The sequence below is a fragment of the Mesorhizobium sp. BR1-1-13 genome, assembly GCF_020165515.1.
Classification (GTDB): Bacteria; Pseudomonadota; Alphaproteobacteria; order Rhizobiales; family Rhizobiaceae; genus Mesorhizobium.
On record NZ_JAIUIH010000006.1, the window covers coordinates 132,459 to 152,498 of the forward strand.

Sequence of the window (20,040 nt, forward strand, 5' to 3'; positions counted from 1 at the left end):
GAATCCCATGCTGAACAGACGCAGATTTTTGATGAGCACCGCTGCCGCGGGGGCCGCCGGGCTGGTGGCGTCGCGTCTTTCTCCCGCCCTTGCCCAAGGCACGCCGCAGATCCAGATTTTCGTGCCGGCGGCGCCCGGTGGCGGCTGGGACCAGACTGCGCGCACGATGGACCAGGTGCTGCGCAGCGAGAAGCTGATCTCCGGCTCGCAGATCACCAATGTCGGCGGCGCCGGCGGCACGGTCGGGCTGCCGCAATTCATCAGTCAATGGAACGGCAAGGGCAATTCGCTGATGGTTGGCGGCATGGTCATGGTCGGCGCCATCATCGCCAACAAGGCTGCCAATAATTTGACGCAGGTCACGCCGATCGCCCGGCTCACCGGCGAGTTCGAAGCGCTGGTGGTACCGGCGGCCTCGCCGTTCAAGACGGCCGCGGATTTCGTCGCCGCGCTTAAAGAGGATCCGACGAAGGTTCCCGTCGCCGGCGGTTCGGCCGGCGGTTCGGACCATATCCTGTTCGGGCTGATCGCCAAGACGGCTGGCGTGCCGGCGACAAACCTGTCCTATGTGCCGTTCGCCGGCGGCGGCGAGGCCCTGTCGGCGCTGCTCGGCAACCAGGTGGCGGCGGGCATTTCCGGCTTTGGCGAGTTCTCCGAACAGGTCAAGGCCGGGGCACTGAGGCTGCTCGCCATTTCCGCCGACAAGCGGCAGGAGGGCATCGATGCGCCGACGCTGAAGGAAGCCGGCATCGATGTCGAACTGTTCAACTGGCGTGGCGTCTTCGCACCCCCCGGCGTCTCCGATACCGATAAGGCGGCGATGATCACGCTGGTCGAGACCATGGCCAAGAGCGATGCCTGGGCCACCGAATGCAAGAACCGCAACTGGACGCCCATCCTGCTCACCGGCGACGATTATGCGAAGTTCCTTGCCGAGGATACGGCTCGCATCGAAGCCATCCTCAAGGATCTCGGCCTCGCCTGATTTCCCCTGAAGGGGGCGGTCCATGGTCCGCCCTTTTTCCTCCCGCCGTTCGCATGGACATGCGATCACCGGGAATGAAGATAGGATAAAAGCCGGCTGTGAGATGCCGGCTGTCTTGGGAGGACATTCATGAGCACCAGCGACCAGCAGGCTGCGTCCTCGCGCCTTGCCGTACCCGAACTGCTGATCGGCATCGGGCTTCTGGCCTGTGCCGGGGCGGTCGCCTGGCAGACGCTGGCGATCCCGGTGTCGCCGCTCTACTCCAAGGTCGGCCCGACCGTTTTTCCCTATCTCACCATGTTCGGCCTGGTGGTTCTTTCGCTCCTGCTCATCGTCGCCGCACTGCGCGGCGGCTGGCAGCCGGAGGAGGAAAGGGAGACGCCGACCGACTGGAAGGCGATGGGCGTCGTCGTCATCGGTCTCATCGCCAACCTGCTCCTGATCCAGCCGCTCGGCTTCACCGCGGCATCCGTCATCATGTTCGTTCTGGTCTGCTACGGCTTCGGCAGCCGGCATACGCTGCGCGATGCGCTCACTGGCCTCGTGCTGGCGCTGGCCGCCTATTTCGGCTTCGCCAAGGCGCTCGGCGTCAATATCGGCGCCGGTTTCATCGAGAACCAGCTGAATACGGTGATCGATGCGTTCACCAGCACGCTGGGAGGCTGACGCCATGGAAACGCTAGGCCATCTCGCACACGGTTTCGCCGTCGCCTTCACCCCGGTCAATCTTCTGTGGTGCCTGCTCGGCACCACGCTTGGCACTGCCATCGGCGTGCTGCCCGGCCTCGGTCCGGCACTGACCATCGCGCTGCTTCTGCCGATTACCTATCAGGTTGCGCCGGAGGCTTCCTTCATCCTGTTTGCCGGCATCTATTACGGCGCCATGTATGGCGGCTCGACGACGTCGATCCTGCTCAACACGCCAGGCGAAAGCGCCACGATCGTCACCGCGCTGGAAGGCAACAAGATGGCCCGGTCCGGGCGCGGCGGCGCAGCACTTGCCACCTCGGCGATCGGCTCCTTCGTCGCCGGCACGCTCGGCACGCTGGGCGTCGCCTTCCTGGCGCCTATCGTGGTCAGGTTCGCGCTGGCCTTCGGCCCGGCCGAGTATTTCTCCCTGATGGTACTGGCCTTCATCACGGTTTCGGCGGTGCTCGGCTCGTCCTCGGTGCGCGGCTTGACCAGCCTGTTCGCCGGCTTTGTTATCGGCATGATCGGGGTCGACCTGCAGACCGGCCAGCCGCGCTTCACGTTCGGCATGACCGAACTGCTCGACGGCGTCGACGTCATCATCGCCGCCGTCGGCCTGTTCGCCGTCGGCGAGACGCTCTACATGGCCTCGCGCCGTTATGCCGGGAAGGACGAGATCGTGCCGCTGAAGGGCTCGCTCTACATGACGGCGGCCGAATGGGGGCGCTCATGGAAGGCCTGGCTGCGCGGCGCCGCGATAGGCTTCCCGATCGGCGCCATGCCTGCCGGCGGCGCCGAGATCCCGACCTTCCTGTCCTATGCCATCGAAAAGAAGCTTTCGAGACACAAGCAGGAATTCGGCACGGTTGGCGCCATCGAGGGCGTCGCCGGTCCGGAGGCCGCCAACAATGCCTCGGCCGCCGGCGTGCTGGTGCCGATGCTGACGCTCGGCCTGCCGACCTCGGCGACGGCGGCGATCATGCTTTCGGCCTTCCAGAGCTACGGCATCAATCCAGGCCCTCTGCTTCTGACGACACAAGGCAATCTGGTCTGGGGACTGATCGCCAGCCTGTTCATCGCCAACATCATTCTCGTCATCCTCAATCTGCCGCTGATCGGGCTTTGGGTGCGGCTGTTGAAGATCCCGGCACCGCAGCTCTATGCCGGCATCCTGGTTTTCGCCACCGTCGGCACCTACGGCATCTCGCAATCGCCGATCGACCTCGCCATCCTCTATCTCCTGGGCGCGGCCGGCTTCCTGATGCGGCGCTTCGATTTCCCGACTGCGCCCGTCATCATCGGCATGATCCTGGGACCGCTCGCCGAAACCCAGTTCCGCCGTGCCATGACGATCTCGAACGGCGACTGGTCGGTGTTCTACAAGCACCCGCTGTCGCTGACCCTGCTGACGCTGGCCTTCATCGGCCTGGTCGGGCCGCATATCTGGGCCTACATCGAACGCCGCCGATTGCGCGGGCCGGAGCATGTGCCGGGCGATGCCTGATCGATTTGAAGTGACATGACAGACCTGCTTTCCGGTATCCGCGTGCTCGACCTGACCAACGTCCTGGCCGGGCCCTATTGCGCTTACCAGTTGGCGCTGCTCGGCGCCGACGTGATCAAGGTCGAGGCGCCGCAAGGCGGCGACCTGGCGCGCCAGCTCGGCGGTTCGCCGGAACTCAACCAGGCCGGCATGGGCGCTTCGTTCCTGGCGCAGAATGCCGGCAAACGCTCCGTCGTGCTCGATCTCAAGAAGGAAGCCGAGCGCGAACGCTTCCTGGACCTGGTCGCCAGCGCCGATGCGCTGGTGGAGAACTTCCGCCCCGGCGTCATGGACCGGCTTGGCCTCGGTTACGAGGCGCTGAAGGCGGTCCGCCCCAGCCTTGTCTACTGCGCGATCTCGGGCTTTGGCCAGACCGGGCCGATGCGCGACAATCCGGCTTATGACCAAATCATCCAGGGCCTTTCGGGCATTATGAGCATCACCGGCACGCCGGAGACGGCACCCTTGCGTGTCGGCTATCCCGTCGCCGACACGCTGGGCGGACTGGTCGGGGCCTTCGCCATCGTCTCGGCGCTGGTGAGGCAGAAGACGAGCGGCGAGGGCGCCTTCCTCGACGTATCGATGCTTGAATGCACATTGTCGGCGCTTGGCTGGCCGGTTTCAAACTATCTGACGGCCGGGGTCGATCCCATGCCGATGGGCAATGAGAACATGACGGCGGCACCGTCGGGCGCCTTTCGCACCGGCGACGGCCTGCTCAACATCGCCGCCAACAAGCAGGAGCAGTTCGTAACGCTTTGCCGGCTTATCGAGCGGCCGGAGTTGGCGTCGGATCCGCGCTTTGCCGAGCGCGAGACGCGCAAGAGGAACCGTGCGGCGCTGAAGATCGAGATCGAGGAAGCGCTGGCGAATGGCCCGGCGGCTGCGTGGGAAGAAAAACTGAACCGCGCCGGGGTGCCGGCGGGCAGGGTGCTGACGATCCCGCAAGTGCTGGCCGAACCGCAGGTGCTCGAGCGCCAGATGACCAGGGATTTCGACGGCGTGGCTGACATGGAGAGGCCGCTGACGGTTCTGCGCGGCGGCTTCACGGTCGATGGTGCCGCGCCCTTGCCGACGCTGCCGCCGCCGGCCCTGGGCGAGCATATGGACGAGGTGTTCGCCGGCCTGTCGCCGCGAGCCAAGGCAAAGGCACTGACATGAGCGGGACGGACGAGAAAACCGGCCGCGAGCGCGGCGAGGAGTGGTGGCAGACTGGCATCATCGAAATGCGGCCGGGCGTCATCCGGCTGCGCGGCTATGAAATCCAGGACCTGATCGGCCGCGTCAGTTTCCCGGCTGTCATCTGGCTCATGCTGCGTGGCGAATTGCCCAGCGAGGAAGAGGCCGCGCTGCTCGGCATTGCCCTGGGCGCCGCAGTCGACCACGGGCCGCAGGCGCCGTCGATCGCCATCGCCCGCATGGCGGCGACCTGCGGTGTCGGCATCAACAGCGCCATGGCGTCGGCCATCAACGTGCTTGGCGACGTGCATGGCGGCGCCGGCGAGCAGGCGCTTGCCTTCTATGGCGACATTGCCGCGGCGCTCGATGGCGGTACGACGCTGAAAGAGGCTGTCTCGGGGCGGCTTGACCGGTTCTTTGCCGGGGAAAAGGGCTACGTGCCGGGGCTGGGCCATCGCTTCCATCCGGTCGACCCGCGCGCGCCGCGCCTGATGGAACTGACTCGGGAGTTTGCCGCGCGCGGCGTGATCAATGGCCGCTTCGCCGACATCGCCGAGGCGATCGAGGCGGAGGTCGCGCGACGCAAGGGCAAAAAGATACCGCTCAACATCGATGGCGCGACCGCCGTCATTTACGGCGAGCTCGGCTTTCCGCCACCGCTGACGCGCGGGCTTTTCGTGCTGTCGCGCTCGGTCGGCATCCTGGCGCATGCCTGGGAACAATCGCAGCAAGCCGAGCGGAACAAAGGTCCGCTGCCACGCGAATGGCTGTGGGCCTATACCGGTACGCCGGTGCGATCGCCCCCCGAAGAGAACGGCGCCGGGGCGTGAGGCCTTTACGCGGGGCCGATTTGTGCGGGCTGGGGAAGCTTCAAGGTCCTTACCAGCGTCGAAAGTTCGGGTTCGTCGATGAGCATGGCCGCATCGGCCGGCGCCAGCCAGGCCCGTTGCCGCCGTTTGGCTTCCTGCCAGTCGGCAAGCTCTTGCGTTACTTCCAACAGATAGACGATGACATCGACGCGGACGAAACGGTTAGCCAACCGCTTCCAATAGGAATAGGTGCCCGCCGGCTGCTTCAGGGTCTTGCCGATTACGCCCGCTTCTTCCTGCGCCTCGATGGTGGCCGCCTTGCGTCCGCTCTTGCCTTTCATCGGCCAGCCCTTGGGTACGATGAAGCGCCTGGTGGTGCGCGAGGTGACCAGCATCACCTCGATGTCGCCGCGCTGGTCCAGCCGAAAAGGGATAGCCGCGACCTGGCGGATCGTCTCGCCCTTCTTGGCCTTGCGCACGGCCTTTTTCTTGGTGGCTGCCATTCGTAAAATCCAGTCGGTGCAGTGCCCATACCGTGACGCGGTGTCGTTGCAAAACCCAAACTGCCGCAGGGGCACCTGAACGCCCCTACCATGTAAGTCGGCTAAATAAAAGGGAAGCCCGCCTCAGCGGCAGGTGCTTACGGCGGTGTTGCCGATTATCTGCGTCTGGCAGTTCGGCCTGACCCGCGGCACGATGGGCGGCGGCTGTTGCACGATCACCCGGTCCTGAGCCCGATTCTGTTGCTGCTGCTGCTGAAACTGCTGCCGCTGGACACGATTTTGCAAGGCCTGCAGATCGTTCTGCTGGATCAACGCGTTGTTGTCGACGGAGGGAATGAGCACCTGCGCGGAAGCAGGCAGACAGATGCCCGCCAGCGTCGAGGCTGCCAATGCCGCCGTCATGAAAACCGTCGATGGCCGAAGCGCCAACATCTGCTTATTCCCGCACAAACAAAACTTCACTCTACATATAGTGCGTTTGTCCTCTCATGCTACGCCAGAGTGTCGATTAACAGGAAATCGCGTGATCGCACCCCCTTCGCGGCGGAGGAGAATCTGCCCCCGCAACCCGGCATCGCACTTGACGGAAGCGGTCGATTCACCGCTCTATCGGGTTGACGCCGGCCTCGAATTCCATGGCGTCAACGGCGTCGGCATGTCTATCGGATGTAACGGCGCCTTCGAGGAAACGGTCAAACAGAACGCCGACAGTGCGTCCCTCAGGGTCAGCATCCAGCTGGCTCAGGGGTGGAGCCGGGCAAAAGGGGTCCTTATGAGGAAGCATGCGTATCTGGCGGCGATGCTGGGGGCTGCCTGCATTGCCGGTCTGCCGGCCGCGGCGGCGCAGACAAAAGGCGACAAAGCGGCGGCCGCGCCCGCCGCCAACCAGCCACAGTTGCCCGGCGGCGCATCGGCCCTCTCCGAAACCCATGGCGACTGGGCGGTCAACTGCCAGATATCGGGCGCTGCCAAGGCATGCAGCCTGTCACACCAGCAGTTCAACAAGCAAAGCAACCAGCGTCTGCTGGCGATAGAGCTGTCGAGCAGGACGGGCGAAGACGCGACCGGCACGCTCGCCTTGCCGTTCGGCCTGGCGCTCGCCAAGGGCGTCAGCCTGACGATCGACGACCAGAAACTGGATGGCAGCTTGCAGTTCAACACCTGCCAGGCCGTCGGCTGTCTGGTGCCGGTGGCGTTCGATGCCAACGCAATCCCCATGCTCAAGGCGGGCACCACCTTGAAGATCGATGCCTTCGCGGCGGATACGGGCCAAGCGGTCAGCTTCTCCATTCCGCTCAATGGCTTCGGCAGTGCGCTTGCGCGGACCGCGGAGCTACTTGCCGACTAGCGGTTCAGGGTTCCATAGAATCGCTAGCCTGCGCTAAGCCTTTGTTTTTGCGGGATTCCGACGGTCCAGCTCGTCACGCTGCGGTCGTCTTCAGCCGTTCTGCGATCAGGGTGGCGAGCCGGGTCGCCACTTCGTCCTTGCTCATCTCGGGCCATTCCTCGACGCCGGTCTTCGAGACGATGCGAACACGGTTGCGGTCGCCGCCCATCACACCGGATGGACCGATGCCGCTTTCGTGCGACACGTCATTGGCGACAATGAAGTCGGCGCCCTTCTTCCTCAGCTTGGCTTCGGCGTTGCGCAAAAGGTCTTGCGTCTCGGCTGCGAAGCCGACCACCAGCGTCGGCCGCTGCTTGTGATGCCCGACGCCCGCAAGGATGTCGGGGTTCTCGATCATGCGCAGCACCGGCGGGCCTTCGCCCGGCGCTTTCTTGATCTTCTCGCCGGCTGGGCTGTCGGTGCGCCAATCGGCGACGGCGGCGACGAATACCGCCGCATCGGCCGGTAGAAGCTGTTGCACGGCATCGCGCATCTCCTGCGCCCGCTCGACATGGATGGTCTTCACACCAGCCGGATCGGCGATGCTGACGGGACCGGAGACCAGCCTCACCTCGGCGCCGAGCCTGGCCAATGCCGCCGCTATGGCATGGCCCTGCTTTCCCGACGATCGGTTGGCGATGTAGCGCACCGGGTCGATCGGCTCATGCGTCGGGCCCGATGTGACGATGATCCTCTTGCCGGCCAGCGGCTTGGGAGCGACATCGAGCAGCGCTTCGATCGCGGCGACGATCTCCAGCGGCTCGGCCATGCGGCCTTCGCCAGCCTCGTTGCTCTCGGCCATCTCGCCTTTGGCGGGGCCAACGAAGGTGATGCCATCCTTGTGCAGCGCCGCACGGTTGCGCCGCGTCGCCGGATGCGCCCACATTCTGGGGTTCATGGCCGGCGCCATCAACACCGGCTTGTCGGTGGCCAGGAGCACGGTGGAGGCAAGATCATTGGCGTGGCCGTTGGCGAGCTTGGCCATCAGATCGGCGGTGGCGGGCGCCACAACCAGCAGATCGGCCTCGCGCGACAGCCTGATATGGCCGACATCGTGCTCGTCATTGCGGTCGAACAGGTCGGTGAAGACATGGTCTGCCGAAAGCGCGCCGACCGAGAGCGTGGTGACGAACTCCTGCGCCGCCGATGTCATCACTGTCCGCACCGCAGCGCCCCGCTTGCGCAGCCGGCGGATGAGGTCGAGCGCCTTGTAGGCGGCGATGCCGCCGCCGATGATGAGCAGGATGCGCTTGCCGGAGAGGCTCATGCGGCTTCCCAAGGATTGACCCCGTTGGGGCAAATCAATTGCGAAACCGCCGTGCGGTTCGACCAAATCTCGGATAGCCGCATAAAGGGTTTTACCGTCGGACGCAGCATCTGCTTCCACGGATAGAACGCTTTTGGCGAGCACCTCACGCGCCTCTTCTTCCATCGACACACCGCGCGCCGCAGCCCGCTCTCGCAGCTTCTGCTTCACGTCGTTGGCAAGATTGCGGACAGTGATCGTGCCCATTTTCACTCCTCGGTCGCTTGCAATGCTAGCAATGATGCTGCTAGCATTGCAAGCGATCAAAACAGCTTCCAGGCTATATAGACCAGCGTCAGCGCGATCACCCACAGCGCGACGCGGCCGGAGCGGGTATAGCGTGCTTCGGCCTTGCCGATGGCGCGGGCAGTCGCCTCGTCGAAGCGCAGGCCATGCTCGGCCATCAGGTCGATTTCGCGCGACAGCCGCTCGGTGCGCGCTGCCAATTCGGGGGCTTGGCGGATCAGCGTCAGCATCGCCTTGCCGCCATCGCGGGCGTCGGCCAGCAGGCCGCTTGGCCCGAGATTTCCTGATATCCAGCCGCTGACCACAGGTTCGGCGGTCTTCCACATGTTGAAGGCCGGATCGAGCGTGCGCGCTACGCCCTCGACCACCACCATGGTTTTCTGCAGGAGGATCAGTTCGGGCCGCGTCGCCATGTCGAAGAGTTCGGTCACCTCGAACAGCAGCGTCAGAAGCTTGGCCATGGAGATGGTCTCGGCGGGCTGGCCATGGATCGGCTCGCCGATGGCACGGATCGCCTGGGCGAAGGCCGCGACATTGTGCTGGCGCGGCACGTAGCCGGCCTCGAAATGAACCTCGGCGACGCGCAGATAGTCGCGCGTGATGAAGCCGTAGAGGATTTCGGCGAGGAACCGGCGCTCCTTCTTGCCGAGCCTGCCGGCAATGCCGAGATCGACGGCGACGATCGTGCCATCAGCCTCGACGAACAGGTTGCCCGGATGCATGTCGGCGTGGAAGAAGCCGTCGCGCAGCGTATGGCGCAAGAACGACTGGATCAGGTTGGCCGCGATTGCCCTCAGATCGTGTCCCGCGGCGGCGAGTCCGGCGATGTCGTTCATCTTGATGCCGTCGACCCATTCCATGGTCAGCACGTCGCGGCCGGTGCGTTCCCAGTCGACGGAAGGGACGCGAAAGCCCGGATCCTCCCTGGTGCCTTGACCAAGTTCCGAAAGCGCGGCCGCCTCGAGGCGCAGGTCCATCTCGATCTTGGTGGTCTGCGCCAGCGTCTCGGTCACCTCCACAGGCCGCAGCCGGCGTGAGGAGGGGATGTATCTCTCCTGCAGGCGGGCGGCGAGGAAATAGCTTTCGAGATCCTGGAAGAAGCGGCGGCGCACGCCAGGCCGGATCACCTTGACCGCTACCTTCCTGGCGACGCCGCCATCGACCGTTTCAGCGGCATGGACCTGGGCGATGGAGGCCGCGGCGACCGGGTCGCCGAACTGCGTGTAGAGGTCGCCGAGCTTGCGCCCGAGCGAGCCCTCGATGGCCGCCACCGCCTCGGCCGTCGGGAAGGTGTGCATCTTGTCCTGGAGCATGGCGAGATCGAGCGCCATGTCGTTGCCGACGACGTCGGGTCGTGTCGCCAGAAACTGGCCAAGCTTGACATAGGACGGCCCAAGCCGGACCACCGCCTTGGCCAGCCGGTCGCTGCGCTCATAGGCGAGCGCGCGGCGGCGGGTAAACAGCCGCGCCAGCCGCCAGCCCAATTTCGGCAGGCCGGACAGTTCCTCGCCAGGCAAAGCGGCGACGACGCCCTCGCGTACAAGCACCCAGCCGGCCCGCATGAGCCGAAATCCAGCGCTGACGGTGCTCATGCCCGGGCCTGCCTCAAAGCTTCCAGCCCGAATGAAGCGCGGCGATGCCGCCGGAATAGTTGCGGAACGAGACCCGATCGAAGCCCGCGCGGGTTATCATGGAAGCAAAATTCGCCTGGTTGGGGAATTTCGCGATCGACTCGACGAGATAGGAATAAGGCTCGCCGTCGCCGGTGACGGCCTTGCCGATCTTCGGAATGGCCTTGAACGACCAGGCCTCATAGACCTTGTCGAGCAACGGCATCTCGACCTCGGAAAATTCCAGGCACAGGAGTCGCCCGCCCGGCTTCAGCACGCGGAATGCTTCGCCGAGCGCGACGTCGATCCTGGGCACGTTGCGGATGCCGAAAGCGATGGTGTAGGCGTCGAAGGTGGCGTCCGCGAAGGGCAGTTCCTCGGCGTTGGCTTCGACGAAGTCGGTGTTGCCGGACATGCCTTTTTTTTGCGCCCTGTCGCGACCGACGGCGAGCATCGAGCCGTTGATGTCGAGCACGGTGGCATGAGCATGCCCATGGCTGGCATCGACGACGCGAAAGGCGATGTCGCCGGTGCCGCCGGCGACATCGAGCACGCGCCAGCCCGGCCGCTTCGGCGGATTGAGCCAGGTTACCATGGCATCCTTCCACAGCCGGTGCAGGCCGCCCGACATCAGGTCGTTCATAAGGTCGTAGCGGTTGGCGACCTTGTGGAAAACATCGTTGACCAGGGGCTGCTTGTCGCCTGCCCCTACACGCTTGAAACCATAGAAGGTTTCCATGCCGCCGGCGGCCGTGGTTCTCTCAACTGACATTTTTTTGATCCGTCATAAAACCGGCGGGACCATAGCCGATCGATGGTGCGGGCGCTATTGTTTAAGGCGCGGTGTTCGGCCGCGCTTCCAGGTGGCGGGTTTCGAGACCTGGACTGACCGACGGGATGTTTGAATGCCTTTGAAAGCGGAACTGCACTGCCACATCGAAGGGGCAGCGGCACCGGAACTCGTCATCCGCCAGGCGCAGAAATACGGCAAGGACACCTCGCCCTATATCCAGAACGGCTCTTTCGTCTGGCACGATTTCACCTCCTTTCTCGCCGCCTATGATTTCGCCTCCGACCTGTTCCGGACCGAGGAAGACTATGCGCGACTGGCCGATCATTATCTGACCAGCCTGGCGCGGGACGGCGCCATCTATTCGGAGGTCTTCACCTCGCCGGATCATGCCACGAAGGCGGGCCTGTCGCCCAAGGCCTATACTGACGCGCTCGGCGAAGGCATGGCCCGCGCCAAGGCCAAGACCGGCATCGAGGGCCGCATGATCGTCACCGGCGTGCGCCATGCCGGCGTCGAGTCCATAGAGCAGGCAGCGCGCTTCGCCGCGCGCTGCGGACATCCGCTGGTGACCGGCTTCGGTGTCGCCGGCGACGAGAGGGTCGGCGAGATGGAGGACTACGTCAGGGCATTCGAAATCGCCCGCGAGGCCGGGCTCGGGATTACCGTCCATGCAGGCGAACTGACGGGGTGGGAGACGGTCCAGGCGGCGCTCGATCACATCCGCCCGTCGCGCATCGGCCATGGCGTGCGCGCCATCGAGAATCCCGATCTTGTCCGGCGCATCGCCGAGGAGGGGGTGGTGCTGGAATGCTGTCCCGGCTCCAACATTGCGCTGAAAGTGTTCGACAGTTTTGCTGCTCACCCATTCTCCGCCCTGCTCGCGGCCGGCTGCAAGGTGACGCTCAACTCGGATGACCCGCCCTATTTCTGGACCTCGCTGAAACGCGAATACGACATCGCGGCGGAATATTTCTCGATGAACGAGAAGGCGCTGGCCGCCGTCACCCGAACGGCCATCGAGGCGGCTTTCGTCGACAGGAAGACCAAGGCGACGCTGCTCAGCCGGCTGGATGCGAAGGCCAGGTGAATGAAGGCAGGGTGAACAGTGACTGGCCAGCAGTGGGCAGTTGGGCCGAGCGAGCATCGGGACTCGCAAATCGGCTCACTATTCACTACTCACTATTGGCTACTCACCACGAACCACGTCGGAGCACATCATGAAGGGCGTCACCGTCGTCGACCACCCGCTTGTCCAGCACAAGCTGAGCATCATGCGCAAGAAGGAGACCTCGACGGCCGGTTTCCGGCGGCTGCTGCGCGAGATCTCGCTGCTGCTCGGCTATGAGGTGACGCGCAATCTCGAACTCACGACGACGACCATCGAAACGCCGATCGAAACGATGGAGGCGCCGACGCTGGAAGGCAAGAAGCTGGTCTTCGCCTCCGTGCTACGCGCCGGCAACGGCTTGCTCGAAGGCCTGCTCGATCTGGTGCCGGCGGCCCGCGTCGCCCATATCGGCCTCTACCGCGACCATGAGACGCTGGAAGCGGTCGAATATTTCTTCAAGGCGCCGAGCGATCTCGCCGACCGGCTGGTCATCGTCGTCGATCCGATGCTGGCCACCGCCAATTCCGCGATCGCGGCGATCGACAAGTTGAAGGGGCGCGGCGCCACCAACATCCGCTTTCTGTGCCTGCTGGCGGCGCCCGAAGGCATCGAGCGCTTCACGAAGGCACACCCCGACGTTCCCGTCTTCACGGCTTCCATAGATCGCCAGCTCAACGAGAAGGGCTACATCATGCCCGGCCTCGGCGACGCCGGCGACCGCATGTACGGGACAAAGTGATTTACCGAAAGTTTACGCAACGGCGCGGTTTCGAGCGGCGTTAAAACGGCAAACACCATCCCGGTGTTAAGGATCGGCCTTCACGACAGCGCCGCGCGTCCTGTCGGACGCCGCAGCACTTTGATTTGCGCGTGATCCTTTCCGAAAATCGATCCCGATTTTCGGGGTCATGCGCCGGGGCCGATCCATGCTGCGCAAGCTACTTATCCTCAGCGTCCTTGCCGGTACATCGGCATCCATCCCGATTGTCTATCAGTCGAATCCGCAGATGTTCGAAAGCCTGCTGAAAAAGGCGATGACGGCCAAGCCGGCGGGCGACGCCCGTCCGGAAGTCGCCTTGGCAGCGGCTTCCGACAAGCCGGTGGCGCCGTTGCCGATGGGCCGCAAGGTTGTCGTCACGGCTGACGCGCGAGGGCATTTCTCGTCGGCCTTCAAACTGAACGGACGCCAGATCGACGGCATGATCGATACCGGAGCGACACTGGTCGCCGTCAACACCTCGACGGCGCGCAGGATCGGATTGTCGCTGAACCCGTCGGACTTCAGTCATGAGGTCAACACGGCTAACGGCACGATCAACGCGGCGGTGGTGATGATCGACCGTCTGCAGATCGGCGGCATCACCGTCAACGACGTGCAGGCCATCGTGCTCGATGACAAGGCGCTGCGCACCAATTTGATCGGCATGAGCTTTCTCAATCGGCTGGGCAAATACCAGGCCGAAAACGGCACACTGCTTCTTGTCCAATGAGCGGGCATCGCCGGTCGGAACCGTACACACTTTCCTGGAGTTGCTTTAGCCACGCGGCAGGATGCGCCGGATGACCGACTTGTCGGCAGGCGGCTTGGAAGCGCCGATCGCATAGGCCGAAAGCACCGTTGCCGCCGCAGCTTCGGCGTCGGACACCGAGCGGGCATGGACCAGCGCCAGCGGCTCGCCAGCTCGAACCTCGGCGCCGACCGGCAACAGCCTGGTGATGCCGACCGCCGGGTCGACCTTGTCGTCGGGCCGGGTGCGGCCGCCGCCCAGCCCGACCACGGCAAGGCCGATATCGCGCGTGGCAATGCCGGTAACGAAGCCGTCCGCGGTCGCTCTCACCGCGTGTTCCGTTGGCGCAACGGGCAAATACCTTTCCGGCTTGTCGATGAAATCGGCGGGGCCGCCGAGCACCGTCACCATGCGCGCGAAGGTGGCGGCGGCGCGGCCGCTGGCAAGCGTTTCGGTGGCGCGCCGCATGCCGTCCTGGTTGGACGGCACCAGACCAGCCGCCTGCAGCATTTCGGCGGCGAGCGCCAGCGTTACGTCCTCCAGGCGCCGGTCGCGAAGGCGGCCGGTCAGGAAATCGACGGCGTTGCGCACCTCGACCGCATTGCCCGCGGCCGAGGCCAGCGGTTCGTTCATGCCGGTGACCAACGCCGAAACTTTCAGTCCGGCGCCGCTTGCGACTTCGACCAGGCTGTTGGCGAGCGCCGTCGCGTCGCGCGACTTCTCCATGAAGGCGCCATTGCCGACCTTGACATCGAGCACCAGCGAGCCCAGGCCCGCCGCCAGTTTCTTCGACAGGATCGAGGCGGTGATCAGCGGCACCGACTCCACGGTTCCGGTCACGTCACGGATGGCATAGAGCCGGCGGTCGGCCGGCGCGAGGTCCGCGGTCTGGCCGATGATGGCACATCCCGCTTCCAGCACGGCCCTGCGAAACAGCGCGATGTCGGGCTGGCTGGCGTAGCCGGGAATGGAATCCATCTTGTCCAGCGTGCCGCCGGTATGGCCGAGGCCGCGGCCCGATATCATCGGCACATAAGCGCCGCAGGCAGCGACGATGGGCGCCAGCATCAGCGAGACGTTGTCGCCGACGCCGCCTGTCGAATGTTTGTCCGTGACCGGGCCGGGCAGGTCCGACCAGTCGAGCACGTCGCCGGAATCGCGCATGGCCAATGTCAGCGCCACGGCCTCGTCGCGGCTCATGCCGTTGAAGAACACCGCCATGGCGAAAGCCGCGACCTGGCCGTCGGTGACGGCGCCATCGGTTACGCCGGCGATGAAGTCGGCGATTTCGCGCGCCGGCAGCCTGTGGCCGTCACGCTTGTGGCGGATGATTTCCTGCGGAAGCATCAGTTCTCCAACAGCCCGTCGCGGAACACACGCTTCAGGATCGTCGCCAGCCGCGCGCCGCCGACCGGGGCCATATCCTTGGTCTCCTGGTGCGAAAGCTCGGCTCCGGTCATGCCGGCGGCAAGATTGGTGATGATCGAGCAGGCGGCGACACGCAGGCCAAGGAAGCGGGCAAGAATGACTTCCGGCACGGTCGACATGCCGACGGCGTTGGCGCCCATGATGCGCGCCATGCGGATCTCGGCCGGCGTTTCGAAGCACGGGCCGGAGAACCACATGTAGACGCCCTTGTGCAGCGCCGTGCCGGTCGCCTTCGCCGCCTGTTCGATCGCCGTGCGGATGCCGGCATCGTAGGCTTCGGTCAGGCCGACGAAACGGCGGTCGCTCGGCTCGCCGATGAGCGGGTTGGTGCCCGAGAAATTGATGTGGTCCGATATCACCATCACCGAACCCGGCCCCATCTCCGGATCGACCGAGCCGGCGGCATTGGTGAGGATCAGCTTGGTGATGCCAGTGCCGGCAAGCACCTCCAGCACGGGCCGCATGGCCGCCGCGTTGCCGTGCTCGTAATAGTGGGCGCGGCCCGACAGCATCAGCACCGGCGTGCCGGCAACCAGCCCGGCTACCACCTCTCCGGCATGGCCGGAAACGCCGCTTCGGGGAAAGCCGGGCAGGTCGGCATAGGAGACACGGATCGGGTTCTCAACCTGGCTGACCAGCCCTCCCAGGCCAGACCCCAGCACCAGCGCCGTGGTCGGCGCCAGGCCGTCCAGCCGTTCGATCAGATGGTCGAGCGCTTCCTTCATTTCAGCATGTCGCCGCGAAAGCCGTAAGGCAGCATGTCGCCCATGGCCACGGTTTCGGCGACGCCCGCATTGTCGCAGAGATAGAGTTTCGTTTCCGGACGGCAGAATTCGGCCAGCCGCTGCCGGCAGCCGCCGCAAGGCGAGCATTTGGCCATGCGCTCGGCAATGACGGCGATCTCCACGATCTTGCCGCCGCCGCCCATGATGTAATGGCCGAGCGCCGTCGTCTCGGCGCACCAGCCTTCCGGATAGGAGGCGACCTCGATATTGGCGCCTGTGAAGACGCGCCCGTCTTCGGTACGAAGTGCCGCACCGACCGGAAATTTCGAATAGGGGGCATAGGCCTTGGCCATGGCAGCCTTCGCCGCTTCGAACAATTCATGCGACATTTCAGTGTTCTCTCCGATGAACTTGTCCAAAAGCCGGCGCTTCTTTTGCGCCGGGCCGCGCCTCGATCCTCAGCGTTCCTTGACATAGGGCACGCCGCCGGCGCGCGGCGGGATCGCCTTGCCGATGAAACCGGCGAGCAGGATGACGGTGAGAATATAGGGCAGAGCCTGCATGAACTGCACCGGCACCTTGCCGATGAGCGGCAGCGGCGAGCCTTGCAGGCGGATCGACAGGGCGTCGAGGAAGCCGAACAGCAGGCAGGCGAACATGGCGTTGACCGGCTTCCACTTGGCAAAGATCAATGCGGCCAGCGCGATGTAGCCCTTGCCGGCGGTCATGTCCTTCACGAAGCCGCCATTCTGCACCATCGAAAGGTAGGCGCCGGCGACGCCGGTAAGGATGCCGGTGCAGATCAGCGCCCTGTAGCGCAGCCAGGCGACCGAGATGCCGGCGGTGTCCACGGCGGCCGGGTTTTCGCCGACCGCGCGCAACCTGAGGCCGAAGCGCGTGCGAAACAGCACCCACCAGGTGAACGGCACCATCGCGAAGGCGAGATAGACCAGTATCGAGTGGCCGGAGATCAGTTCCGAATAAATCGGTCCCAAGATCGGCACATCCCTGACTGCGGCAGCGCCCGGCCAGACAATCGCGTCGAACCGCTCGCCCGGTTGCAGCGCCGGCGTGCGCCCGCCCTGCTGGAACCAGGCCTGGCCCAGGATAATGGTCGAACCGGCGGCGATGAAGTTGATCGCAACGCCCGAAACGATCTGGTTGCCGCGATGGGTGATCGAGGCAAAGCCGTGCACCATGGCGAAGGCAACCGAGATCAGGATGGCCATGCCGAGACCGAGAAGGGCCGAGTGGAAGACCGACGCGGCGGCGGCGCCCGCGAAGGCGCCGACCAGCATCTTGCCTTCGAGGCCTATGTCGAAAATGCCAGCCCGCTCCGAGTAGAGGCCGGCGAGACAGGCAAGCAGCAGCGGTACCGACAGGCGGATGGTCGAGTCCAGAACCTGGACGATGGCGTTGAGGAGGTCCATCAGGCGCCCTTTCCCTTGACCGCTTCCATGCCGACGGATCTCGGATTGAAGGAGGCAAACAGTGCCTGGATGTAAGGCCTGAACATGTGCTCGAGCGCGCCGGCGAACAAGATGACCAACCCTTGAATGATGACGATCATGTCGCGGCTGATCGCGGGCATCTCGAAGGCAAGTTCGGCGCCGCCCTGGTAGAGCATGCCGAACAAGATTGCCGCCAGCACGATGCCGACAGGGTGCAGGCGGCCCATCAATGCCACCGCGATGCCGACGAAGCCGGCGCCTGAGACAAAATCGATCGCGACATTGTGCTGGTCGCCCATCACCGGATTGAGCGCCATCATGCCGGCAAGCGCGCCCGAGATCATCATGGCAGTGATGATGATGCGGGTTTCCGAAATGCCGGCATAGCGCGCCGCCTTTGGGCTGTGGCCGTAGGTGCGCATCTCATAGCCGAGCTTGGTGCGCCAGATCAGTAGCCAGACCAGGAAGGCCATGACCAGCGCCAGCAGGAAGGAGATGTTGAGCGGTGCCGAGCGGATCTTGGCGCCGAACAGCTCGATGACCCAGTTGAGTTTCGGCAATTCCGCGCCCGCCAGGAAGTTGCGCGTCTGCGGCGCCTGCGAGGCTGCCGGTTTCAACGGGCCGACCAGCAGGTAAACCATGATCGAAGCGGCGATGAAGTTGAACATGATGGTGGTGATGACGATGTGCGAGCCGCGCCTGGCCTGCAGATAGGCGGGGATCAGCGCCCACAAGGCGCCCACGGCCGCCGAAGCCACGATGGCCAGCGGAAATGTCAGCCACCATGGCAGCACGCTGTCGAAGGAAAGACAGACGATGGCGATGCCGAGGCCGGCGATGTAGGCCTGCCCCTCGGTGCCGATGTTGAACAGGCCGCAATGCGCTGCCACCGCCACCGAAAGCCCGGTGAAGATGAAGGTGGTGGCATAGAAGAGGGTGAAGGCGATGCCTGTTCCCTTGCCGAAGGCGCCCTCGACCAGGATGACGGCGGCACGGAACGGGTTCTCGCCGACCAGAAGCACGACGAAGCCGGCGACGATGAAGGCCACCGACAGATTGATCAGCGGGATCAGCCCATAGTCGGCCCAGGCCGGCAATTTGGCATAGGGCGTGCTCATTGCGCCGCCTCCTGGCGCTCAACACCCGCCATCAGCAGGCCGAGCTCGCCCTCGCTCGCCTCCGGCCCGCGCTCGCCGACAATGCGGCCGGCAAACATCACCAGGATGCGGTCGGAGAGCGAGCGGATCTCATCGAGCTCGACCGACACGACCAGCACGGCCTTGCCCTGGTCGCGCATGGCGATCAGGCGCTTGTGGATGAATTCGATGGCGCCGACGTCGACGCCGCGCGTCGGCTGGCCGACGATGAGAACGCCAGGGTCCTGTTCGATTTCCCGCGCGAGCACGATCTTCTGCTGGTTGCCGCCGGAGAAGTTGGCGGTCTTCAGCCGAGGATTGCCGGGGCGGATGTCGTATTTCTCGATCTTGTCCTTGGCATCGGCAACGATGGCGTCGATGTTGAGGAAGGGCCCTCTGAGGTAGCGGGGATCGTCATGATAACCGAGGATGGAATTCTCGTTCTCCTCGAAGGCCAGCACCAGCCCGACATGATGGCGATCCTCAGGCACATGGGCCAGGCCGCGGTCGCGCAGTTCGCCGGGATCCGCCTTGCCGGTGAGATCGATCGGCTTGCCCTCGAGCATCACCGAACCGGAAACGGCGTGCCTGATGCCGGAGATCGCCTCGAGCAGTTCGGACTGGCCGTTGCCGGCGACACCGGCGATGCCGACGATCTCGCCGGCGCGCAGGTCGAAGGAGATGTCGTCGACCATGGTGACGCCGCGGGAATCCTTGACCGTCAGGTTCTTGACCGCGAGTTTTACCGCGCCGGCTTCCGCTTCGCCCTTCTCCACCCGCAAGAGCACGCGGCGCCCGACCATCAGCTCGGCCAGTTCCGCGACGGTGGTCTTCTTCGTTTCCCTGGTTGCCACCATCGTGCCCTGGCGCATCACCGAAACCGTGTCGGTGATGGCCATGATCTCGCGCAATTTGTGGGTGATCAGCACCACCGTCTTTCCCTGCTCCTTCAATTGCTTGAGGATGCGGAAGAGGTGGTCGGCCTCGGCCGGCGTCAGCACACCGGTCGGCTCGTCGAGGATCAGGATCTCGGCGCCGCGATAGAGCGCCTTCAGGATCTCGACGCGCTGCTGCAGGCCGACCGGCAATTCCTCGATGATAGCGTCGGGATCGACTTCGAGGCCGTATTCACGCTCCAGCCGCTGCAGTTCGGAACGCGCCTTGGCGATGCTTTTCTTCAGCAAGGCGTCGCTTTCGGCGCCGAGGATGACGTTCTCCAGGACCGAGAAATTGTCGACCAGCATGAAATGCTGGTGCACCATGCCGATGCCGAGCGCGATCGCATCGTTGGGCGTGCTTATCGATGCCGGCTTGCCGCCGACGCGGATCTCGCCGCTGTCGGCCTGGTAGAAGCCATACAGAATCGACATCAGCGTCGACTTGCCGGCGCCGTTCTCGCCGACGATGCCGTGGATGGTGCCGCGCGCGATTTCCAGGTTGATGTCGCGGTTGGCGCGCACGGCGCCAAAACTCTTGTTGATGCCGATCAGTTCGATTGCAGCCAGTTCGATCGCGGCATGCGCCATGCAGCCTGTCCCACTCTTATTTTTTTATCGCTTGGTCAAAATGCCTAGCATGACGCTCCGCCCGTGCCAATTGGCCGGAGCAGCGTCCACTCTCGACAAATCCCGGC

At 64.6% G+C, this 20,040-nt stretch carries 20 protein-coding genes; 9 read left to right on the forward strand and 11 right to left on the reverse strand.

Annotated elements, in window-relative coordinates:
• Positions 1 to 7: 7 nt before the first annotated feature.
• The 5 genes from LB533_RS16080 to LB533_RS16100 all read left to right on the forward strand — a co-directional run bounded on the left by LB533_RS16080 (position 8) and on the right by LB533_RS16100 (position 5,227).
• On the forward strand, positions 8 to 985 hold the full coding sequence (locus LB533_RS16080; RefSeq protein WP_140624402.1) for a Bug family tripartite tricarboxylate transporter substrate binding protein: 978 nt from the start codon (positions 8 to 10) through the stop codon (positions 983 to 985).
• A gap of 129 nt (positions 986 to 1,114) precedes the next feature.
• Positions 1,115 to 1,651, forward strand: coding sequence for a tripartite tricarboxylate transporter TctB family protein (locus LB533_RS16085; protein ID WP_224677708.1), 537 nt, complete (start codon positions 1,115 to 1,117; stop codon positions 1,649 to 1,651).
• Positions 1,652 to 1,655: 4 nt separating this feature from the next.
• The gene (locus LB533_RS16090) at positions 1,656 to 3,179 is read left to right on the forward strand and encodes a tripartite tricarboxylate transporter permease (protein WP_224677709.1); all 1,524 of its coding nucleotides are present in this window, start codon (positions 1,656 to 1,658) and stop codon (positions 3,177 to 3,179) included.
• A gap of 15 nt (positions 3,180 to 3,194) precedes the next feature.
• Positions 3,195 to 4,379, forward strand: coding sequence for a CaiB/BaiF CoA transferase family protein (locus LB533_RS16095; RefSeq protein WP_140640581.1), 1,185 nt, complete (start codon positions 3,195 to 3,197; stop codon positions 4,377 to 4,379).
• On the forward strand, positions 4,376 to 5,227 hold the full coding sequence (locus LB533_RS16100) for a citryl-CoA lyase (protein WP_224677710.1): 852 nt from the start codon (positions 4,376 to 4,378) through the stop codon (positions 5,225 to 5,227). The genes LB533_RS16095 and LB533_RS16100 overlap by 4 nt, the downstream gene beginning before the upstream one ends.
• 5 nt (positions 5,228 to 5,232) lie before the next feature.
• Here LB533_RS16100 and LB533_RS16105 read toward each other — a convergent pair whose 3' ends face one another.
• Together LB533_RS16105 and LB533_RS16110 are read right to left on the reverse strand one after the other, a co-directional pair.
• Positions 5,233 to 5,709, reverse strand: coding sequence for an NUDIX hydrolase (locus LB533_RS16105; RefSeq protein WP_224677711.1), 477 nt, complete (start codon positions 5,707 to 5,709; stop codon positions 5,233 to 5,235).
• Between the two features lie 123 nt (positions 5,710 to 5,832).
• Positions 5,833 to 6,111, reverse strand: a complete 279-nt coding sequence (locus tag LB533_RS16110; RefSeq protein ID WP_224557047.1) for a hypothetical protein — start codon at positions 6,109 to 6,111, stop codon at positions 5,833 to 5,835.
• Here LB533_RS16110 and LB533_RS16115 point away from each other — a divergent pair.
• Entirely contained in the window at positions 6,110 to 7,057 is a 948-nt protein-coding gene (locus LB533_RS16115; protein WP_224677712.1) for an invasion associated locus B family protein, read from the forward strand. The genes LB533_RS16110 and LB533_RS16115 overlap by 2 nt on opposite strands.
• Before the next feature lie 73 nt (positions 7,058 to 7,130).
• On the opposite strand, the gene coaBC is transcribed toward LB533_RS16115, so the two are convergent.
• From coaBC to ubiE, 3 genes are read right to left on the reverse strand one after another with little or no spacing between them, the layout of a single operon-like run.
• A complete protein-coding gene (coaBC, locus tag LB533_RS16120) occupies positions 7,131 to 8,609 on the reverse strand; it encodes a bifunctional phosphopantothenoylcysteine decarboxylase/phosphopantothenate--cysteine ligase CoaBC (protein WP_224677713.1) in 1,479 nt (492 codons plus the stop codon).
• Between the two features lie 56 nt (positions 8,610 to 8,665).
• Positions 8,666 to 10,240: a 2-polyprenylphenol 6-hydroxylase gene (ubiB, locus tag LB533_RS16125; protein WP_224677714.1), complete on the reverse strand. Its 1,575-nt coding sequence runs from the start codon at positions 10,238 to 10,240 to the stop codon at positions 8,666 to 8,668.
• A gap of 13 nt (positions 10,241 to 10,253) precedes the next feature.
• Positions 10,254 to 11,030, reverse strand: a complete 777-nt coding sequence (gene ubiE, locus LB533_RS16130; RefSeq protein WP_224677715.1) for a bifunctional demethylmenaquinone methyltransferase/2-methoxy-6-polyprenyl-1,4-benzoquinol methylase UbiE — start codon at positions 11,028 to 11,030, stop codon at positions 10,254 to 10,256.
• A gap of 133 nt (positions 11,031 to 11,163) precedes the next feature.
• Between ubiE and LB533_RS16135 the strand changes: the two genes are divergently transcribed.
• The 3 genes from LB533_RS16135 to LB533_RS16145 all read left to right on the forward strand — a co-directional run bounded on the left by LB533_RS16135 (position 11,164) and on the right by LB533_RS16145 (position 13,649).
• Positions 11,164 to 12,138, forward strand: a complete 975-nt coding sequence (locus tag LB533_RS16135; protein WP_140640593.1) for an adenosine deaminase — start codon at positions 11,164 to 11,166, stop codon at positions 12,136 to 12,138.
• 130 nt (positions 12,139 to 12,268) lie between these two features.
• Positions 12,269 to 12,898, forward strand: a complete 630-nt coding sequence (gene upp / locus LB533_RS16140; protein WP_140496366.1) for a uracil phosphoribosyltransferase — start codon at positions 12,269 to 12,271, stop codon at positions 12,896 to 12,898.
• 187 nt (positions 12,899 to 13,085) lie between these two features.
• Positions 13,086 to 13,649: a TIGR02281 family clan AA aspartic protease gene (locus LB533_RS16145; RefSeq protein ID WP_140640595.1), complete on the forward strand. Its 564-nt coding sequence runs from the start codon at positions 13,086 to 13,088 to the stop codon at positions 13,647 to 13,649.
• A gap of 45 nt (positions 13,650 to 13,694) precedes the next feature.
• On the opposite strand, the gene deoA is transcribed toward LB533_RS16145, so the two are convergent.
• The 6 genes from deoA to LB533_RS16175 form a co-directional block, all read right to left on the reverse strand.
• Positions 13,695 to 15,014: a thymidine phosphorylase gene (deoA, locus tag LB533_RS16150; protein WP_140640597.1), complete on the reverse strand. Its 1,320-nt coding sequence runs from the start codon at positions 15,012 to 15,014 to the stop codon at positions 13,695 to 13,697.
• Positions 15,014 to 15,820, reverse strand: coding sequence for a purine-nucleoside phosphorylase (locus LB533_RS16155; RefSeq protein WP_140640599.1), 807 nt, complete (start codon positions 15,818 to 15,820; stop codon positions 15,014 to 15,016). The genes deoA and LB533_RS16155 overlap by 1 nt, the downstream gene beginning before the upstream one ends.
• A complete protein-coding gene (gene cdd / locus LB533_RS16160) occupies positions 15,817 to 16,209 on the reverse strand; it encodes a cytidine deaminase (protein ID WP_140640601.1) in 393 nt (130 codons plus the stop codon). The genes LB533_RS16155 and cdd overlap by 4 nt, the downstream gene beginning before the upstream one ends.
• A 69-nt stretch (positions 16,210 to 16,278) precedes the next feature.
• Positions 16,279 to 17,250 carry an ABC transporter permease gene (locus tag LB533_RS16165; protein WP_140640603.1) on the reverse strand — a complete coding sequence of 324 codons (972 nt, stop codon included), beginning with the start codon at positions 17,248 to 17,250 and terminating at the stop codon, positions 16,279 to 16,281.
• On the reverse strand, positions 17,250 to 18,389 hold the full coding sequence (locus tag LB533_RS16170; RefSeq protein ID WP_140640605.1) for an ABC transporter permease: 1,140 nt from the start codon (positions 18,387 to 18,389) through the stop codon (positions 17,250 to 17,252). The genes LB533_RS16165 and LB533_RS16170 overlap by 1 nt, the downstream gene beginning before the upstream one ends.
• Positions 18,386 to 19,918, reverse strand: coding sequence for an ABC transporter ATP-binding protein (locus tag LB533_RS16175; RefSeq protein ID WP_140640627.1), 1,533 nt, complete (start codon positions 19,916 to 19,918; stop codon positions 18,386 to 18,388). Before LB533_RS16175 ends, LB533_RS16170 begins: the two co-directional genes overlap by 4 nt.
• Positions 19,919 to 20,040: the final 122 nt, after the last annotated feature.

Coding starts and splice junctions, on each gene's coding strand:
- LB533_RS16080 (WP_140624402.1), top strand. CDS start 8: ATGCTGAACAGACGCAGATTTTTGATGAGCACCGCTGCCGCGGGGGCC.
- LB533_RS16085 (WP_224677708.1), top strand. CDS start 1,115: ATGAGCACCAGCGACCAGCAGGCTGCGTCCTCGCGCCTTGCCGTACCC.
- LB533_RS16090 (WP_224677709.1), top strand. CDS start 1,656: ATGGAAACGCTAGGCCATCTCGCACACGGTTTCGCCGTCGCCTTCACC.
- LB533_RS16095 (WP_140640581.1), top strand. CDS start 3,195: ATGACAGACCTGCTTTCCGGTATCCGCGTGCTCGACCTGACCAACGTC.
- LB533_RS16100 (WP_224677710.1), top strand. CDS start 4,376: ATGAGCGGGACGGACGAGAAAACCGGCCGCGAGCGCGGCGAGGAGTGG.
- LB533_RS16105 (WP_224677711.1), bottom strand. CDS start 5,709: ATGGCAGCCACCAAGAAAAAGGCCGTGCGCAAGGCCAAGAAGGGCGAG.
- LB533_RS16115 (WP_224677712.1), top strand. CDS start 6,110: ATGAAAACCGTCGATGGCCGAAGCGCCAACATCTGCTTATTCCCGCAC.
- LB533_RS16110 (WP_224557047.1), bottom strand. CDS start 6,111: ATGACGGCGGCATTGGCAGCCTCGACGCTGGCGGGCATCTGTCTGCCT.
- coaBC (WP_224677713.1), bottom strand. CDS start 8,609: ATGGGCACGATCACTGTCCGCAATCTTGCCAACGACGTGAAGCAGAAG.
- ubiB (WP_224677714.1), bottom strand. CDS start 10,240: ATGAGCACCGTCAGCGCTGGATTTCGGCTCATGCGGGCCGGCTGGGTG.
- ubiE (WP_224677715.1), bottom strand. CDS start 11,030: ATGTCAGTTGAGAGAACCACGGCCGCCGGCGGCATGGAAACCTTCTAT.
- LB533_RS16135 (WP_140640593.1), top strand. CDS start 11,164: ATGCCTTTGAAAGCGGAACTGCACTGCCACATCGAAGGGGCAGCGGCA.
- upp (WP_140496366.1), top strand. CDS start 12,269: ATGAAGGGCGTCACCGTCGTCGACCACCCGCTTGTCCAGCACAAGCTG.
- LB533_RS16145 (WP_140640595.1), top strand. CDS start 13,086: ATGCTGCGCAAGCTACTTATCCTCAGCGTCCTTGCCGGTACATCGGCA.
- deoA (WP_140640597.1), bottom strand. CDS start 15,014: ATGCTTCCGCAGGAAATCATCCGCCACAAGCGTGACGGCCACAGGCTG.
- LB533_RS16155 (WP_140640599.1), bottom strand. CDS start 15,820: ATGAAGGAAGCGCTCGACCATCTGATCGAACGGCTGGACGGCCTGGCG.
- cdd (WP_140640601.1), bottom strand. CDS start 16,209: ATGTCGCATGAATTGTTCGAAGCGGCGAAGGCTGCCATGGCCAAGGCC.
- LB533_RS16165 (WP_140640603.1), bottom strand. CDS start 17,250: ATGGACCTCCTCAACGCCATCGTCCAGGTTCTGGACTCGACCATCCGC.
- LB533_RS16170 (WP_140640605.1), bottom strand. CDS start 18,389: ATGAGCACGCCCTATGCCAAATTGCCGGCCTGGGCCGACTATGGGCTG.